This window comes from Methylobacterium sp. NEAU K (assembly GCF_030700285.1).
GTDB lineage: Bacteria > Pseudomonadota > Alphaproteobacteria > Rhizobiales > Beijerinckiaceae > Methylobacterium.
The window spans coordinates 1-16,131 of sequence record NZ_JAUYZJ010000051.1 but is presented as its reverse complement, the minus strand read 5'-3'; the positions used below and the strand labels follow the sequence as shown (position 1 = coordinate 16,131).

Genomic DNA, 16,131 nt, shown 5'->3' with positions numbered 1-16,131 from the left:
TCCTCGAGGATCCTCAGCGGCCGGCGAGACCGTCCAGGGCGAGGTTGAGTGCCAGCACGTTGACGCGCGCCTCGCCTAGGAGCCCGAGCGTGCGGCCCTCGACCTGGCCGGTGACGAGGTCGCGTACCTTGTCCTCGGGAAGGTTCCGGGCCTTGGCGACGCGCGGCACCTGGAACAGGGCTGCGTCAGGCGAGATGTCCGGGTCCAGGCCCGAGCCGCTCGTGGTGACGAGATCGACCGGTACAGGCTGGCCCGCGTTCTCCGCCTTTAGCGCGTCGAGGTCGCCCTTCACGCGCTCGGCCAGCGCGGCGCTGGTCGGGCCGAGGTTCGAGCCGGAGGAGTTAGCCGCGTTGTAGGGCGCCGGCACCGTCTTGGTCGCGTCGGCCGGGTCGGCCGCGGTCGTGGCCGAAGGCCGGCCGTGGAAGTAGTTGACCCCCGTGAACGACTGCCCGATCAGGCTGGAGCCGACGACCTTGCCGTCGCGCTCAATGAGGCTGCCGGCGGCGCGAGCTGGGAACATGACCCCGGCGAGGCCGGTCATGGCGAACGGGTAGGCGAGACCCGTGATCACCGTCAGGGCGGTGAGCAGGACCAGGGCGGGGCGAAGCTGTGTGATCATGGCAGGTCTCCCATGGATCGGATCAGGCGAGGTGTAGGGCGCTGACGGCGAGGTCGATGGTCTTGATGCCGATGAAGGGCACCACGACGCCGCCGAGGCCGTAGACTAGGAGGTTGCGGCGCAGGAGCGCGGCGGCGCCCACGGCGCGGTAGGTGACGCCCTTCAGCGCAAGCGGGATGAGGGCGACGATGATCAGCGCGTTGAAGATGATCGCCGACAAGATCGCGCTCTGCGGCGATGCCAAGTGCATGATGTTGAGCGTCTGGAGCTGCGGATAGAGCGCGAGGAACATCGCCGGGATGATAGCGAAATACTTCGCCACGTCGTTGGCGATGGAGAAGGTCGTAAGCGCGCCTCGGGTCATGAGCAGCTGCTTGCCGATGCCGACGATCTCGATGAGCTTCGTCGGATCGGAATCGAGGTCGACCATGTTGCCGGCCTCGCGGGCGGCGACCGTGCCGGTGTTCATGGCGACGCCGACATCGGCCTGGGCGAGCGCCGGGGCGTCGTTGGTGCCGTCGCCGCACATCGCCACGAGCTTGCCCTGGGCCTGTTCCTTGCGGATCAGGGCGAGCTTGTCCTCGGGCGTAGCCTGGGCCAGGAAATCGTCGACCCCCGCTTCGGCGGCGATGGCCGCGGCGGTCATTGGATTGTCGCCGGTGATCATCACCGTACGGATTCCCATCTGGCGCAGCTCGGCGAAGCGCTCACGGATGCCGCCCTTCACGATGTCCTTCAGGTAGATGACGCCCAGCAGACGGCCGTCCTTCGCCACCGCGAGCGGAGTGCCGCCGGCCTTGCCGATCTCCTCGGCGATGGCGCGGGTCTCGGCTGCGGCCTCGGTCTCGGCCGCCGGGTGGTAGGCGAGCGCCGCGCTGGAACCACGGGTGACCGTCGGCTGGCCGGACAGCGAGGCGATGACGGCGTCGACAGCGCCCTTGCGGATCGAGGAACCCTCCAGGTCGACGCCCGACATGCGCGACTGCGCGGTGAACGGCACGAAAGTGGCGTGGAGCCCAGCCATATCGCGGGCGCGGATTCCGAACTTCTCCTTGGCCAGCACGACGATGGAGCGCCCCTCGGGCGTCTCGTCGGCCAGCGAGGCGAGCTGGGCCGCGTCGGCCAGGTCCTGTTCGGAGACGCCCCGCACTGGGCGGAACTGGGTCGCCTGCCGGTTTCCGAGCGTGATCGTGCCGGTCTTGTCGAGGAGCAGGGTGTCGACATCGCCCGCGGCCTCCACGGCCCGGCCTGACATGGCGAGGACGTTGAAGCGGACGAGCCGGTCCATGCCGGCGATGCCGATGGCCGATAGCAGCGCACCGATGGTGGTAGGGATCAGGGTGACGAACAGCGCGACCAGCACGATTAGCGGGATGGCGCCGCCGGCGTAGGAGGCGAAGCTCGGGATCGAGGCCACCGCGAAGACGAACACGATGGTTAGGCCGGCGAGCAGGATGTTGAGCGCGATCTCGTTCGGGGTCTTCTGGCGCGACGCGCCCTCGACGAGCGCGATCATACGGTCGACGAAGGTCGAGCCGGCCGCCGCCGTGATGCGCACTCGGATCTCGTCGGACAGGACCTGGGTGCCGCCGGTGACGGCCGAGCGGTCGCCGCCGGATTCGCGGATCACCGGCGCCGACTCGCCGGTGATGGCAGCCTCGTTGACCGAGGCGACGCCCTGGATGACCTCGCCGTCGGATGGGATCAAGTCTCCGGCCTCGACCAAGACCACGTCGCCGACCTTCAGTGACGTGCCGGGCACCGTCTCGTAGTTGCGACCCGCGCCGGTGAGGCGCTTGGCGGTCATCTCGGTACGGGTACGCCGCAGGCTGTCGGCCTGCGCCTTGCCGCGTCCCTCCGCGAGCGCCTCGGCGAAATTGGCGAAGATCAGCGTGAACCACAGCCAGAGGATGATCTGGCCGGAGAACAGCAGGTCGCTCGCGCCGACCGCAAGGTCGCGCACGAACAGCACGGTGGTGAGCGCGGCCACGACCTCGACCACGAACATGACCGGGTTGCGGATCATGGCACGCGGGTCGAGCTTGCGGACCGAGCCGAGGAGCGCCGGCCCGACGAGGGCGGCGCTGAACAGTGATGACGAAGGGCGGGACATGATGGGGTGTCCGGAATGAGGGGATCGGAGCCCGGCGCAGCGCGCCGGGTCGGAATGTCGGTTCAGGGTGCGACGGCCCGGGCCATCAGGGCGGCGGCGGCCATCAGGGCGAGGCCGCCGAGCAGGGTGACACCGAGGAGCCCGAGGATCAGGTCGGAGAGCCTGACCGGCGCGACGTTCGGGCTGCCTTGCGGCCGAGCCCCACGCGGAGGCTTCCGGTGGACCATGAGGTAGTGGCGCGGGATGCGTCGGTACGGTAGGGCGCGCCGCATCTCAGCCCCCGGTCGCGAAGGTCTGGCCGGCCGCGCCCGCGAGGTGCTCGACGATAGGGCCGAGCGCGAGCGACGGGAAGAAGGTCAGGCCGCCGACGATCAGGATCACGCCGACGAGCAGCCCGATGAACAGCCCGCCATGGGTCGGAAACGTGCCCGCCGAGGTCGGGATCGTCTTCTTGGCCGCGAGCGAGCCGGCGATGGCCAGGACCGGGATCTTCACGAAGAACCGGCCCACCAGCATGCCGATGGCCAGCGTGCTGTTGTAGAACAGCGTGTTGGCCGTCAGACCGCCGAAGGCCGAGCCGTTGTTGGCCGCCGCCGACGTATAGGCGTAAAGGATCTCCGAAAAGCCATGCGGGCCGGCATTGGCCGGGCCGGCGAGGCCGGCGGAGACCACGGTGGCGATGGCGGTGCCGCCGAGCATCATCAGCGGCAGGCAGAGAATGCCGAGCATGGCCATCTTAACCTCCTTAGCCTCGATCTTCTTGCCGAGGTATTCGGGGGTGCGGCCGACCATCAGGCCCGCCACGAAGATCGCTACGATCACGAAGATCAGCATGCCGTAGAGGCCGGCGCCGACGCCGCCGATGATGATCTCGCCGAGCTGCATGTTGATCAGCGGGATCATGCCGCCGAGGGCCGTGAACGAGTCGTGCATGGCGTTGACGGCGCCGCAGGAGGCCGCCGTGGTGATCACGGCAAACAGCGCCGAGGCCGCGATCCCGAAGCGGGTCTCCTTGCCCTCCATGTTGCCGCCGGTCAGGCCGAAGCTGTTCAGGACGGAGCTGCCGTTGGTCTCGGCCCAGTAGGTGACGAAGACACCCGCAAGGAACAGGACGCCCATGGCGGCGAGGATTGCCCAGCCCTGGCGCTCGTCGCCGACCATGCGGCCGAAAACGTTAGTGAGCGCGGCGCCGATCACGAAGATCGAGACCATCTGGACGAAGTTGGACAGCGCGGTCGGGTTCTCGAACGGGTGCGCGGCGTTGGCATTGAAGAAGCCGCCGCCGTTGGTGCCGAGCATCTTGATCGCGACCTGGCTCGCCACGGGGCCGACCGCGATGGTCTGCTTTGCACCCTCCAGCGTCGTGGCGTCGACGTAGGCGCCGAGCGTCTGCGGCATACCCTGCCAGACCAGGAACAGCGTGTACGGGATGCAGATCGGCAGGAGCACGTAGAGGGTCGCGCGGGTGACGTCGACCCAGAACGACCCGATGGTGCCCGTCGAGGCCCGCGCGAAGCCGCGGATCAGGGCGACGGCGACGGCGATGCCGGTGGCGGCCGACAGGAAGTTCTGGTGCGTGAGCCCCAGCATCTGCGCGAGGTAGGAGAGCGTGGTCTCGCCCCCGTAGGACTGCCAGTTGGTGTTGGTGATGAAGCTCGCCGACGTGTTGAAGGCAAGGTCCGGCGCCACGGCAGCCTGCTCGGCCGGGTTGAAGGGAAGGACCGCCTGCAGGCGCAGGATCGCGTACAGGACCGCGAAGCCCAGGATGTGGAACAGTATCACCGCGCCCGTGTAGGCAAGCCAGTGCTGCTCCTGGCGAGCGTCGATGCCGGAGACGCGGTAGAGCCCGCGCTCGACGGGCGCGATGATAGGCGAGAGTAAGGTACGCTCGCCATTGAACACACGCGTCATGTAGAGGCCGAGGGGCTTCACGAGCGCCAAGACGACCGCGCAGTACAGCGCGATCTGGATCCAACCGTTGAGGGTCATGGGAGGTTGTCCTTCAGAACCGCTCGGGGCGGACGAGGGCGTAGGTGAGGTAGACGAGGAGCCCGGCAGTCACGAGGGCGCCGAGGGCGAGGTCGAGGGTCATGGCGGTCTGCCTCAGAGGCGTTCGCAGATGGCGGCGTAGCCGGCCGAGGCGGCGAAGAAGGCCAGGCCCCCGGCGATGAAGACGATGTCGAGCATGGGACGTCCGTGTCCGTTGGGCCCGTCGGTCGCGGGCAGTCCGCAACTGGCCTGGGCCGGTCCTGAATGTGGACGGGAACCGCGTTAGGGTTCGAGAGGGAAAGGAATGCGATCTTATAAGGATCGCATTAGGATCGGCGGGTCTCCCGGGGCCTAAGCAGCAAGCCCCCCGTTCGGCGGAGGCTCGCCTGAAGTTCCAGGCAGGCACCAGGGACGTCGTGGCGCCCCGCCCCATGGCAGACGGTACGCCACTCGGCGCGGTCCACACGGATCACCCCGGTGTCCAGGCTCGCGAAGCCGCGAAAGGCGACTCCGCAGGCGCGACAGCGGCCGTTGAGGTGACGCAGCTCGCCATCACAGAGAGCTGCACCGTTCGCTTCGCGAGGCGGCGGAAGCACCGGAGACCTGCGCGCAAGATCGGCCAGGCGACCACGCGGACCAACGTGGGGGCCAGCGCTCAAGACGCGGGCAGCAGGTCGAGGACGTTAAGGGCGAGGAGTGCCAAGGAGATGGCCGACCATGAGCCGAGGCCCAGGATCATCAGCGCGAAGACGCGGTCGGCCCTGCATTCGGCGGCGATGTGCCGGAAGACGGTCATCTGTGAGCTCCATCCGGACGGGTGCCCGGCGGCGCGAGAGGTCCCGCTTCATCCGTTAGGGAACAAGATGGACGCGACGCCTCCGGCATAGGTAAGTCATAAGGATGGGCGGTGCGGCGACGCGACAGTAATACTCCGGTCAAGGAGATGCTCACCCATGCAGCGTCTTCTCCGTTAGGACGCAAAGGCTCGCGCCCAGGATCCGGCATTACCATTTGAGGTCAATGTTGCCGCAAGAGGCGCTGGTCCCTGAATGCGCGCTTGGCCGCGCGGCTCGTGCACAAGCGACGGAACTCGTGTTGCGCCGCGTCCTCAGGCTGTCTGGCGCCATGGGCACGCAACGAGGCTGCAAGCGCTTCCTCGCTACGAGCGAGTTCCAAGTCGGGAAGGTATCCGCGGTTTTTCAGGATTTGAGACATGCTCGGGTGCCCATGTAACTGAGTCCCCATAGAGCTGCACGAGACCGCATAAGGATGCGAGATGCTTCGGGGTGTGAGGCCATCAGGATCCCATCAGGAGGGGCCGCACACCCCTTGATCTCGTAAACGGCTCTCGAATAATCTTGTATCGAGCTTCTCGGACCCACTCGGGGCGAAACTGTGCTCGGTGGCCGTTCGTCATGACTGGTGCGGGCCAGCGCCTACGATCCTGATGACTTATTTATATTTCGCCCTGACGGGCTACATCGATTCCTCATGGAGGCCGCGATAGGGTCCCTCCTCCACACGAAGATCCACCTCGATCTTCCTATCCCGCACCGCCTCCCTCCGCCGCATCCTTCTTGCCGCCGACGTCGGGGATACGTGGATAGTGTCGCGAGGCATCCGTCCGGCGGTCGCTCGTTCCCCAACCCAAGGTGCGCCATGTCCCGTCGCATACTCGGCCAGGCCGAGCCACCCCCCACGGGCCGTCGTGAGCCGCTTCGGCTTGGCGGCTCACTCACGGCTTTGGTCACGCCATTCGTTTCCAGCGGCCGCCGACCCGACGAGCGCGGCCTCGCCGATCTCGTGGCTTGGCAGATCGAAGAGGGCAGCGACGGGTTGGTGGTCGCCGGAACGACCGGCGAGGCCCCGACGCTCACCGCGACTGAGCATGACCGGCTGCTCCGCGTCGCCGTCGAGGCCGCGGCCGGGCGCGTGCCCGTCATCGCGGGAACGGGCACGAACTGCACCCGGAGCAGCATCGAGCTCACGAAGGCCGCCCAGGCCGCCGGCGCCGACGCGGCGCTCGTCGTCACGCCCTACTACAACAAGCCGATGCAGGAGGGCCTCTACCGGCATTTCGCCGCCATCGCCGGTTCGGTCGAACTGCCGATCCTGCTCTACATCGTGCCGAGCCGCACGGGCGTCGATCTCGCGCCGGACACGCTCGCGCGGCTCGCAGTCATCCCAAACGTGGTCGGCCTCAAGGATGCGACGGGCGACTTGGCCCGCCCTGAGGCAACCGCCCGTGCGGCCGGCCCGAGCTTTCTCCAGTTTTCGGGACATGACGCGACTGCCACCGCCTTCAACCTAGCGGGCGGGCGGGGTTGCATCTCAGTCGTGGCCAACGTCGCGCCGCGACTGTGCGCCGACCTGCAGCGCGCCTGTCGCGACGGTGACTTCCGGCGTGCGGCGGCGCTGCAGGCGCGGCTCGTGCCCCTGATCGCGGCGCTTGAGTCCGAGACTAACCCGGGTCCGGTCAAGCTCGCTCTTTCGCTGCTGCGCCCCAACCTGGCCCCTGACCTGCGGCTGCCGCTCGTGGCTCCCGCGCCTGGAACGGTCACAGCGGTCACGGAAGCCCTCGTATCCTTGCTCAGCGGAGGCCAGGGCGACCCATACGAGGATGGCGCGCTGAAGTCCTGCGTGGCCTGACGCGCACGAGGAGGGCCTCTGAGGCTCCCGTGCCACCCGTCGGCCATCATGGCTGCGCGGGCCGCTTGCCCGTCCGGGGTGTAGATCCCAAGATCTATCTTGACCGTGACGTCAGCCGGCTTGGTGTCCTTCTGGCAGCCCGCAAAGTTCGGACGCAGATGCCTACATCGTCGCCAGCACCTATTCCGACGCAGCAGCCGGGCGTCGTCATGGCAGCAGCCTATGCCGACGGCCGGCGCGTCTCGGACGTGGACATCGGGGAAGCCGGCGAGTGGGCGCACCGTCCCGGCCATCTCGTCTGGATCGGCCTCTACGAGCCCTCGGCCGATTTGCTAGGCCAGGTTCAGGCCCAATTCGGCCTGCACCCGCTCGCCATCGAGGACGCCAAGGCCGCCCACCAACGGCCCAAGCTCGAACGCTACGGCGACTGCATGTTCGTGGTCAGCCGTACCGCCCAGCTTGTGGAGGGCCGCATCGCGCTCGGGGAAACGCACCTCTTCGTCGGGCGCGGCTTCGTGGTCACCGTGCGCCACGGCGCCTCCGTCTCCTACAAGCCGGCCCGCGAGAAGGCCGAGGCCTGCCCCAAGCTCTTGGCGCACGGCGAGGACTACATCCTGTACGCCGTGCTCGACTTCATCGTCGACAACTACGCGCCCGTCATGGAGACCGTGCTGGCCGAGGTGGAGGCCATCGAGGATCGCATCCTCAGGCGTGAGCTGCGGCAGGACGAGGTCGAGCGGCTGTACCTGCTGCGACGCGACCTACTGCGCCTGCGCACAGCCGTGGTGCCGCTGGTCGAGGTGTGCCGCAAGCTGGAGCATGGCGACCTCGTAGCCATCGACGACGTGATGCAGCCTCTGTTCCGGGACGTGTCCGACCACCTGCTGCGCGTGCAGGACGAGATCGACGCCGTGCGCGAGGTGCTAGCCTTCGCGTTCGAGGCGAGCCTGATGCTGGGACAGGCGCAGCAAACTGGCATCACGCGCCGCCTCGCCGCCTGGGCAGCCATCCTGGCGGTGCCAACGGCCATCGCCGGAATCTATGGCATGAACTTCGAATACATGCCCGAGCTTAAGTGGCGCTACGGCTACTTCATGGTGCTCGGCGGCATCGTCGCCGTCTGCTCGGTCCTGTACTGGCGCTTCCGGAGGAGCGGCTGGCTCTGACAGCGACGTGCACGCCCCACACCGACGGTGCGCATGGTTCAACCGCTGGGTGAACGGGTGAGCCTGCCTGTATAGGGCCCGAGTTGACTCAAGTGCCACGCGGGCCGAACAGGATGAGACCGCTACCAAGCAGGCACACCAAGGCTAGCGCGATGTCCCAGCGGTCAGGCCGGTGGCCCTCGAAGCCCTAAAGCCAAAGGACGGCCGGTCGATGTAGATGCCGCCGTAGGCCGCGTAGGCTCGACCCGCAGCCTCACTCTCCACGAGCGTCAGCAGGTAGACGAACAGCGCCAGAGAGACCATGCCGGGCGCCAACCATGCCTGCGACTCGGCAAGGCGCAGCCAAGCCCAGAAGGTAAAGAAGTCGGCGATCTCGGCCAGCGCGACTGCGGCGAAGGCGGGGTAGGTCAGCATGGTTGCGTGTTCGCACGCGAAGGCCATGTGACCAAACCCAAATGGTTCGGGGATTAAACAGCAAGAGCTTCGACGAGAGATGCAACCGATTTGTGGTTGGCTGTTGATCGGATTTCGCAGCAGCGTTGGTCCAAAATCCGCGCGTCCGGTTCTTGGCCTTAGTCGCCCTTAAGCGGACGGGCGGCTTTCGGCCAGACTACGCCAAGCCAGATTGCTGTCGCGTGCAAGTCCGGACGTTCGGCTTCGCGCCCACTACAGTCGTTCAGCCGTCCTCGCGTGCATCCCGGAAGCAGACGTCGAGGCAGGCTTGGTCAATTTTTGGGGGGCATGTCTTCATGAACGATGGCGCGCCGGACCGTAGAGCGTGCCGCGTCGATGGCCAGGGTGGCGGCGCTTAGCGTCCGCGCTTCGGTCGGTCTGTTCAGGGCGTGGCGCGCGTGCTCAAAGGGCTCTCGTCCGAGATGGTGCTGCGCCAGCGCCTCGACGCTGATCCCGCATTGGCCAACCCAACCCACAAACCGCCCAGCCCGAGCGTCATCAAGCGCGCCCTTCGCGTCGTCGCAGATGCCAAGTAAATCTCACCACCAGACAGGATTCGGTAAGATCCTATGTGGTTCTGAGGGGCTCGCAGTGTAAGCTTGGAATTAACCCGGACGATGAGCATGGATCACGAGGAACGCGAATTCGAGCACTCTCGACTGTCAGGTCCATTCACGCTGGACGGCGAGACGGTCGTCGATGTCGAAATCTACCGATATGCCGAAACGCAGGATTGCTGGCGCCTAGAGGTGGTCCACATATCTGGCGGCTGCACGAAGTGGCAGCAGACGTTCGCAACAGAAGCGGACGCGTATGCCGCCTTCATCAGCATTTTGGAGACCGCCGGCATTGAGTGTTTCACCAACGCTCCGCCAAAATCCCGGCACTGATCCGCGACGCCTGCGCACTGCATCTGCGTCGGTCGGGCTGACATAATCCGGCAAGGCATGTCGATCATTACCCAGCTCGTCGGCGAGTTCTCGACGGTCTCGCTGGCCTTCCACGCTCGCCCGCAGATATGCCCCCCGCTGTCGGGGCGGGCGTGGATGCCAAGGGTATGCACCAGACGCGCTCCCCTAAGTGTCTGTCCGGCAACATATTGAGTGATGTGAGGGGTTTGTGATTCAAGGCGGCCTGTGTGGAGGCTGCCGATGTGGACGACCGACAACCGAGCCCGCTACGATCGCAGCCAGCTTCGGTATCCGAGCGACCTGACGGATGACGAGTGGGCGCTGATCGAGCCCCTGATCCCTCCAGCCAAGCGCGGCGGCGGCAAGCGCAGCGTCGACATGCGGGCGGTGGTGAACGGCCTGATGTACGTGCTGAGCACGGGCTGCCAATGGCGGGCGATCCCAAAGGATCTGGCGGCGCGCTCGACGGTGCACGATTACTTCGACCTCTGGGACTATGACGGCACGCTGGAGCGGATCCATCACACGCTCTACGTCGCCTGCCGGGAGCGGGTGGGTCGCGAGGTCAGCCCCACGGCGGCCATCATCGACAGCCAGAGCGTGAAGGGCGCGGAAAAAGGGGGCGCTTGATCGACCCGCCCGGCTACGATGCGGGCAAGAAGATCAGGGGCAAGAAGCGTCACATCCTGTGCAGTAGTCAGGACTTGATCTGACAGACGGTGTCGTTGAGCTGAGGCGAGAGCCGAGGCCGGGCGCGGAGTGGTCGGGGTGCGCAGCGCCCGGCCTCGGCGTTCGTGAGGACACCGACCATGACGAGGGAACAGAAGGTTATCCGCGGCAAGGTGGGCTTGCTGGAGCTGGCCAAGCAGCTTGGCAACGTCAGCCAAGCCTGCAAGATGATGGGCTACTCGCGCGACAGCTTCTACCGGTTCCGCGAACTCTACGACACGGGCGGCGAGGTGGCGCTGCAGGAGCTGAGCCGGCGTAAGCCGCTTCTGGCCAACCGCACTGCGCCCGAGGTCGAAGCGCTGATCGTGGAGATCGCGCTGGAGCAGCCGGCCTACGGGCAGATCCGCGTGGCCAACGAGGTCCGCACCCGCGGGCACTCGATCTCGCCCGCGGGTGTGCGCGGCGTCTGGCAGCGCCACGACCTGGAGACCATGAAGAAGCGGCTGAAGGCGCTGGAGGCCAAGGTCGCGCAGGAAGGGCTGATCCTGACCGAGAGCCAACTCGCGGCGCTGGAGAAGGCCAAAGCCGAGAAGGAGACGCACGGCGAATTTGAGAGCGAGTGCCCCGGCTACTGCGGAGCGCAGGACACCTTCTACGTCGGCACGATGAAGGGGGTTGGACGGATCTACCAGCAGACCTTCATCGACACCTACGCCAAAGTGGCATTTGCCAAACTCTACGACCGCAAGACGGCGCTCACGGCAGCCGACCTGCTCAACGACCGCGTGGTGCCGTTCTTCGACGCCCAGGAGGTGAAGCTGTGCCGGGTGCTGACCGACCGCGGCACCGAGTACTGCGGCAACCCCGAACACCACGAGTACGAGCTCTACCTCACGGTCGAGGACGTGGACCATTCCCGGACCAAGGCCAGGAACCCGCAGACGAACGGCATCGTCGAGCGCTTCCACAAAACGGTGCTGAACGAGTTCTACCGGGTCACCTTCCGAAAGAAGATTTACGGCTCGCTGGCTGAGCTACAGGCGGATCTGGATGCCTGGATCCAGAGCTACAACGAGGAGCGGCCGCATCAGGGCCGCTGGTGCTTCGGCAAGACGCCGATGCAGACCTTCCTTGACGCCGTCCCGCTGGCCCGGGAGAAGATGATCGCCGCCTGAGCACCATCAGGCAGTCGAGACCGACCATCTCCGGACATCGACTGTCAGATCGAGTACCAGCTACTACACATCCTGGTCGACACGCAGGGCCTGCTGATGCACGTGCTCGTCCATCCCGCCGACATTCAGGATCGGGATGGCGGCGTGCTGGTAATGGCCACGCTGTTTGGCCTCTACCCGTTCCTGCTCAAGCTCTTCGCCGACGGCGGCTATCAGGGGCTGGCCTTCCAAGATGGGCTGCGTAAGGTCTGCCGCACCATCACGGTCGAGATCGTCAAGCGCTCCGATCAGGCCAAGGGCTTCGCCGTGCTCCCCAAGCGCTGGATTGTCGAGCGAACAATCGGCTGGCTCAACCGCTGCCGCCGTCTCGCAAAGGATTGGGAATGCAAAAGCCGGAAAGGACGTGCGTTCGTCATCTTGGCATCCATCCGCCTCATGACCCGAAAGCTCTGCCAGAAAATACTATGATGCCAGACAGACTCTAAGAAAAACTTAGGTCGTCGCTCGGGCGAACGCCGCATCCAGATCGCGCTGGCACTGTTCGGCTACATCGTCGGGATCGGGGATGGGCGTCCAATGATAGGCGGCCGAGACTCGAAACCTCGTTGCCGTGGTACCGCCGCGACTGCCTGGCGATCTGGTGCGGATGTGTTTGCCGGCGTATCAGCCCGGCATGGCAAAGCGCGTGAAGTTGCTCCCGCAGGACCGGGGCACCGTCCTGTTCGACGTCGTCTTTGATGACGGCTCTCGGGCCTCAAACCGGCGCGTGCCCACGGAGATCCTGGGCGGCTTGAACGGCGATCTGCCGGCCCGCGATCTCATCGAGAAACAAGAGGCGGAGATTGCCGAGAAGGCAGGCCGACCACCACGAGTGATCCAGAGCCTGACGCGAGCCGCCAAGCCAGAGCCGAAGACCGCGCGAGACTAGCGGACCTCTCGGCCAACAAGCATCCTCAGAGGTGTGAAACCGCATCTCCCGCCCACGCCATGCAGAGCCGCTGTGCAGAACATGGGGATGCTGTCGAGGATCGCGCGCAGAGACCAGCGCCACGGACGGCCCCTTCCGGACGGCGTAGGCATCAGCGGTGCGACCACCGCTCAATCGGCGTCGCTCAGGCAGGTTGCAAAGGGCAAGCTCTCGCGCGCAAGCTCGGCGCGGGCAGCGGGCGTCCACATCAGGGATCCGGGATGAGCGTCAGACAATCCCCCGATGCCCGGGATGCTCGCCGCTCATCAAAAAGCTAAGCTGCTCAGCCCGTTATGAAACGGGGTCTCAGATCCGAAAGTCGATCACGCACGAGGCGCGAATGAGCTTCGAGGATCGCAAGCCCTACAAGACATTGAAGCGCCACCTGACGGGACTGGGCCTGACCCCGGAGGCTTAACGCGAGAAGTGGGGCCTTCCACGGGACTACCCAATGGTGGCAGCCAGCTACTCCGAGCAGCGCTCGACGCCCGTCCTATCGTTCGGGCTCGGTCAGCAGTGCAGGAATGCCAGTCCAAAAGCTCCCGCCGTTGTCGGGACGACCTCTGAGAAGCCGAAACGCGCCGGACGGCCGCAGAAGGCGAACAAGCCTTTTGAGCGTAGGGTGCCCCCGACACATGCATTATGCCGAACCTTCGCCCCAGATCGCGGCAAGTACCCACGCCCATGTACATAGCTCCAGCAGAACAGCGATGAGAGATTCGAACCTAAGCGTGACAGCCCTCACCACCATCGCGCTCACGGGACACGCCGACGCCTCGAATTTCAATTTCTGGTGGCTTTAGAAACGGATCGTCAATCGCTTCGACCTTATTGTAGCCGGCGCGACGCCTGCCGAGGACGCAGGAGGCAGACGTTTGGGGCGACCGATGGGCCACGAGCCGGCACACTTGGCCGTCACTCGACGATTGCGAAATTGCCTGTGGGTCCTGCGGCGTTTCTACCGCGCGGGGGAAGGTGCGACAGCGGTAGAGTTTGGCCTGCTCGGGCTGCCATTCCTCGCTCTGATCTGTGCCTGCCTGGAGAATGGCCTGGTCTACTGGGAGCAGGAGATCCTTCAGCAGGCCGTCGTCGATGCCGGACGACAGATCTACACCGGTCAGTTCCAGACGACGAACGCCGGCATCACCAACTCCACGACTTTAATAGCCAACTTCCGAAGCGCAATCTGCACGATGCCGAATGGCGCGGTTCGGTTGACGATCTTCAATTGTGCCAACGTGCGCGTCAGCGTCACCCAAGCGGCGAGTTTTTCCGGCGCTTCTACAGTTTCCCCTGTAGCCATCGACTCGTCGACGCATATCAGCGATTGGAATCCGAGTTTTCAGGGCTACACCTGCGCTGGCGCTTCTGCCATCATGATTGTCCAAGCGGCAGTAGATGTACCAGTCTTCTTTCCCTTGCTCGGATCCACGGTGGCGACCTTACCGAACAAACGTCGCGTTCTCCAAGCCGCCACTGTGTTCAAGGTCGAGCCCTACAACACCAAGTCGGTATGCTCGTGAGCTGCGCCATGTTCACTCGCTTCCGCACAAATCAGCGTGGCGTGGCCGCGATCGAATTCGCAATGATCCTACCCGCCTTGGTGACGATCTATTTCGGAACCGTCGAGTTGACGCGCATCGGCGATACGACTCGCAAGCTGACCCTATTCGCCCGAGCACTCGCTGATCTCTCAGGCCGGGCTGACAACCCGAGCCCGTCAGCGTCCGACATGACGACCATCGCCTCCGCTGCGAGCGCGATCATGCAACCGCTCGATGTGTCCGGACTGCAGATCGTCGTCAGCGCGATGGGCGTCGAGAGTGTCGGCGGTACTCTTTTTGGCGGCGTCTGCTCAAGCTGGGCCCAGAACGCCACGGCACGCGCGCGTCTGGTGATCGCTGGCACCAACGGCGTGCCTGCCGCGCCCGCCACCTACCAGTTCGACGGCGCTCGCTACATTTTGGCCGAGGTTTCGATGACCTACACGCCGCTCATCGGGAGCAGCCTCTACAGATGGATCTTCGGGACGCGGCAACTGACCTTCACGCGCCAGATCCCCTGGGCCGAGCGCACTACGAACGAGATCGTCATGCCAGGCGGAGCCGCCTGTCCGAATTATAGCTGAGTTGCTTGAGGGGTCGTGCTGCGATTTTCAAGACAGGGCGCACGGCGCCTTCGCACCTCCACAGAACAGTTTGGACGTGCCCGATCGGGTCAGGTCGCGATCATGTTCGCGCTGATGTCCATTCCGGTCTTGTTCGCGACGGGCGCGGCGGTCGACTACGGCCGGCGCAACGCTGCAAAAGTTCAACTCGACGCCGCCCTCGACGGCGCGGTGCTCGCGGTGATGGCGCAAAAATCTAATACCATCGCTCAATCCAGTCTCACGGCCTTGGAGACGCAGTTTCGCACTGAGGCTGCGAAAGTGCCCGGCGTGACGGTCAACAGCTTCACACCCGGTCCGGTCGTGAATGGGGCCTCGACGTTGAGTTTGACCGCGAGCTACAAAGCCAACATCAAGACGACAATCGGCAGCATCATGAAGGTGCCAGCATTGTATTTTGACGGAGCTTCATCGAGCACGCGCAACCTGTTTCAGTACATAAATTTCTACCTGTTGCTCGACACTTCGCCATCCATGGGGCTCGCAGCTACCGATACCGACGTGAACAACATGAAGCTCGTTACAGGCGGGTGTGCATTTGCGTGTCATGAACATACCTACGACAAGAAGGGGAGAGTGACTGGCGACAGCACGACTGATAATTATCACATCGCACAGAAGAACAATATCAAACTCCGCATTCAGGTACTGAGAGATGCGGTTTCAGCGCTCGTAGACCAAGCCAATTCCAGTATGTCTCTCGCCCAGCAATTTCAGATGGAGATGTGGATTTTCAATGATTCGACCACGCAAACCCGGCTGCAGGCGATGACGCCGACGTTGAGCCAGATCAAAACAGCCGCTCCAAGTATTGATATTGCTTATGCGTACTACAACCAAGATGACAATCAAACTGATTTCGAGCGTGCGATTGCTAAGATGAACACGACCATACCCGCGAGCGGCACCGGTACCACTGCAGGTTCGCCGATCCGGTTTCTATTTTTTGTCACTGATGGCGTTGAAGATACTGGAGGAAGCGTCACAAATAAGAGTGCAGGTTTTCAGTATACGAGCAACCGCTTCATTGGTCCGTTCAGCCCATCGACATGCAATACGCTCAAAAATAATAATGTTCGCATTGGAATCATTTACACGCAATATCTGCCAATTTATGATAACGGTTTCTATAATTCCTATGTCAAACCGTATGAAAACAACATTGGTCCGATGTTGAAGGCTTGCGCATCGGACGGTCTCTATTTCCCAGTCGCATCAGGCGGCGATATTACATCGGCAATGCTGCAGTTATT

The 16,131-nt window shown here is 64.5% G+C and carries 14 protein-coding genes and 5 pseudogenes; 11 read left to right on the top strand and 8 right to left on the bottom strand.

Annotation, left to right across the window (positions count from 1 at the left end):
* Positions 1-13: 13 nt before the first annotated feature.
* The 6 genes from Q8W67_RS25100 to Q8W67_RS25075 form a co-directional block, all read right to left on the bottom strand.
* Positions 14-619, bottom strand: a complete 606-nt coding sequence (locus tag Q8W67_RS25100; RefSeq protein WP_305550552.1) for a K(+)-transporting ATPase subunit C — start codon at positions 617-619, stop codon at positions 14-16.
* Between the two features lie 22 nt (positions 620-641).
* On the bottom strand, positions 642-2,732 hold the full coding sequence (kdpB, locus tag Q8W67_RS25095) for a potassium-transporting ATPase subunit KdpB (RefSeq protein WP_305550550.1): 2,091 nt from the start codon (positions 2,730-2,732) through the stop codon (positions 642-644).
* A 62-nt stretch (positions 2,733-2,794) separates the two neighbouring features.
* Positions 2,795-3,004, bottom strand: a complete 210-nt coding sequence (locus tag Q8W67_RS25090; RefSeq protein ID WP_305550548.1) for a hypothetical protein — start codon at positions 3,002-3,004, stop codon at positions 2,795-2,797.
* A gap of 1 nt (position 3,005) precedes the next feature.
* Positions 3,006-4,721, bottom strand: a complete 1,716-nt coding sequence (gene kdpA / locus Q8W67_RS25085; protein ID WP_305550546.1) for a potassium-transporting ATPase subunit KdpA — start codon at positions 4,719-4,721, stop codon at positions 3,006-3,008.
* Positions 4,722-4,734: 13 nt separating this feature from the next.
* Positions 4,735-4,824, bottom strand: a complete 90-nt coding sequence (locus tag Q8W67_RS25080) for a K(+)-transporting ATPase subunit F (RefSeq protein WP_017484418.1) — start codon at positions 4,822-4,824, stop codon at positions 4,735-4,737.
* A gap of 552 nt (positions 4,825-5,376) precedes the next feature.
* Positions 5,377-5,517 carry a hypothetical protein gene (locus Q8W67_RS25075; protein WP_305550544.1) on the bottom strand — a complete coding sequence of 47 codons (141 nt, stop codon included), beginning with the start codon at positions 5,515-5,517 and terminating at the stop codon, positions 5,377-5,379.
* 863 nt (positions 5,518-6,380) lie between these two features.
* On the opposite strand from Q8W67_RS25075, the gene dapA reads away from it, so the two are divergent.
* Both dapA and Q8W67_RS25065 read left to right on the top strand, forming a co-directional pair.
* Positions 6,381-7,370, top strand: a complete 990-nt coding sequence (dapA, locus tag Q8W67_RS25070; RefSeq protein ID WP_305550543.1) for a 4-hydroxy-tetrahydrodipicolinate synthase — start codon at positions 6,381-6,383, stop codon at positions 7,368-7,370.
* A 158-nt stretch (positions 7,371-7,528) separates the two neighbouring features.
* Positions 7,529-8,536 (top strand): magnesium and cobalt transport protein CorA, encoded by a 1,008-nt coding sequence (locus Q8W67_RS25065; RefSeq protein ID WP_305550542.1) that lies wholly within the window; start codon positions 7,529-7,531, stop codon positions 8,534-8,536.
* An 88-nt stretch (positions 8,537-8,624) separates the two neighbouring features.
* Here the strand turns inward: Q8W67_RS25065 and Q8W67_RS25060 are convergent.
* Positions 8,625-8,947, bottom strand: a pseudogene (locus Q8W67_RS25060) (YnfA family protein).
* Between the two features lie 665 nt (positions 8,948-9,612).
* Between Q8W67_RS25060 and Q8W67_RS25055 the strand changes: the two are divergent.
* From Q8W67_RS25055 to Q8W67_RS25035, 5 genes and pseudogenes are all read left to right on the top strand, one after another.
* A complete protein-coding gene (locus Q8W67_RS25055; RefSeq protein WP_305550541.1) occupies positions 9,613-9,879 on the top strand; it encodes a hypothetical protein in 267 nt (88 codons plus the stop codon).
* 261 nt (positions 9,880-10,140) lie between these two features.
* Positions 10,141-10,610 (top strand): annotated as a pseudogene (locus Q8W67_RS25050) (IS5 family transposase); the annotation flags it as partial.
* Between the two features lie 99 nt (positions 10,611-10,709).
* Entirely contained in the window at positions 10,710-11,744 is a 1,035-nt protein-coding gene (locus tag Q8W67_RS25045; protein WP_305550540.1) for an IS481 family transposase, read from the top strand.
* A 12-nt stretch (positions 11,745-11,756) separates the two neighbouring features.
* Positions 11,757-12,212: pseudogene (locus Q8W67_RS25040) on the top strand (transposase); the annotation flags it as partial.
* A gap of 205 nt (positions 12,213-12,417) precedes the next feature.
* Positions 12,418-12,672: a hypothetical protein gene (locus Q8W67_RS25035; RefSeq protein ID WP_305550565.1), complete on the top strand. Its 255-nt coding sequence runs from the start codon at positions 12,418-12,420 to the stop codon at positions 12,670-12,672.
* A 36-nt stretch (positions 12,673-12,708) separates the two neighbouring features.
* Here Q8W67_RS25035 and Q8W67_RS25030 read toward each other — a convergent pair.
* Positions 12,709-12,920 (bottom strand): annotated as a pseudogene (locus tag Q8W67_RS25030) (transposase); the annotation flags it as partial.
* 89 nt (positions 12,921-13,009) lie between these two features.
* Between Q8W67_RS25030 and Q8W67_RS26930 the strand changes: the two are divergent.
* The 4 genes and pseudogenes from Q8W67_RS26930 to Q8W67_RS25010 form a co-directional block, all read left to right on the top strand.
* Positions 13,010-13,225, top strand: a pseudogene (locus tag Q8W67_RS26930) (MucR family transcriptional regulator); the annotation flags it as partial.
* 394 nt (positions 13,226-13,619) lie between these two features.
* Positions 13,620-14,234 carry a TadE/TadG family type IV pilus assembly protein gene (locus Q8W67_RS25020; protein ID WP_305550167.1) on the top strand — a complete coding sequence of 205 codons (615 nt, stop codon included), beginning with the start codon at positions 13,620-13,622 and terminating at the stop codon, positions 14,232-14,234.
* Positions 14,235-14,242: 8 nt separating this feature from the next.
* Entirely contained in the window at positions 14,243-14,839 is a 597-nt protein-coding gene (locus tag Q8W67_RS25015) for a TadE/TadG family type IV pilus assembly protein (RefSeq protein ID WP_305550166.1), read from the top strand.
* Positions 14,840-14,941: 102 nt separating this feature from the next.
* Positions 14,942-16,131: Tad domain-containing protein (locus Q8W67_RS25010; RefSeq protein ID WP_305550492.1), on the top strand; the 1,190-nt coding region annotated here is incomplete at its 3' end.

Coding starts and splice junctions, on each gene's coding strand:
- Q8W67_RS25090 (WP_305550548.1), bottom strand. CDS start 3,004: ATGCGGCGCGCCCTACCGTACCGACGCATCCCGCGCCACTACCTCATG.
- Q8W67_RS25015 (WP_305550166.1), top strand. CDS start 14,243: ATGTTCACTCGCTTCCGCACAAATCAGCGTGGCGTGGCCGCGATCGAA.
- Q8W67_RS25080 (WP_017484418.1), bottom strand. CDS start 4,824: ATGACCCTCGACCTCGCCCTCGGCGCCCTCGTGACTGCCGGGCTCCTC.
- Q8W67_RS25035 (WP_305550565.1), top strand. CDS start 12,418: ATGGCAAAGCGCGTGAAGTTGCTCCCGCAGGACCGGGGCACCGTCCTG.
- Q8W67_RS25075 (WP_305550544.1), bottom strand. CDS start 5,517: ATGACCGTCTTCCGGCACATCGCCGCCGAATGCAGGGCCGACCGCGTC.
- Q8W67_RS25100 (WP_305550552.1), bottom strand. CDS start 619: ATGATCACACAGCTTCGCCCCGCCCTGGTCCTGCTCACCGCCCTGACG.
- dapA (WP_305550543.1), top strand. CDS start 6,381: ATGTCCCGTCGCATACTCGGCCAGGCCGAGCCACCCCCCACGGGCCGT.
- Q8W67_RS25055 (WP_305550541.1), top strand. CDS start 9,613: ATGGATCACGAGGAACGCGAATTCGAGCACTCTCGACTGTCAGGTCCA.
- kdpA (WP_305550546.1), bottom strand. CDS start 4,721: ATGACCCTCAACGGTTGGATCCAGATCGCGCTGTACTGCGCGGTCGTC.
- Q8W67_RS25045 (WP_305550540.1), top strand. CDS start 10,710: ATGACGAGGGAACAGAAGGTTATCCGCGGCAAGGTGGGCTTGCTGGAG.
- Q8W67_RS25065 (WP_305550542.1), top strand. CDS start 7,529: ATGCCTACATCGTCGCCAGCACCTATTCCGACGCAGCAGCCGGGCGTC.
- kdpB (WP_305550550.1), bottom strand. CDS start 2,732: ATGTCCCGCCCTTCGTCATCACTGTTCAGCGCCGCCCTCGTCGGGCCG.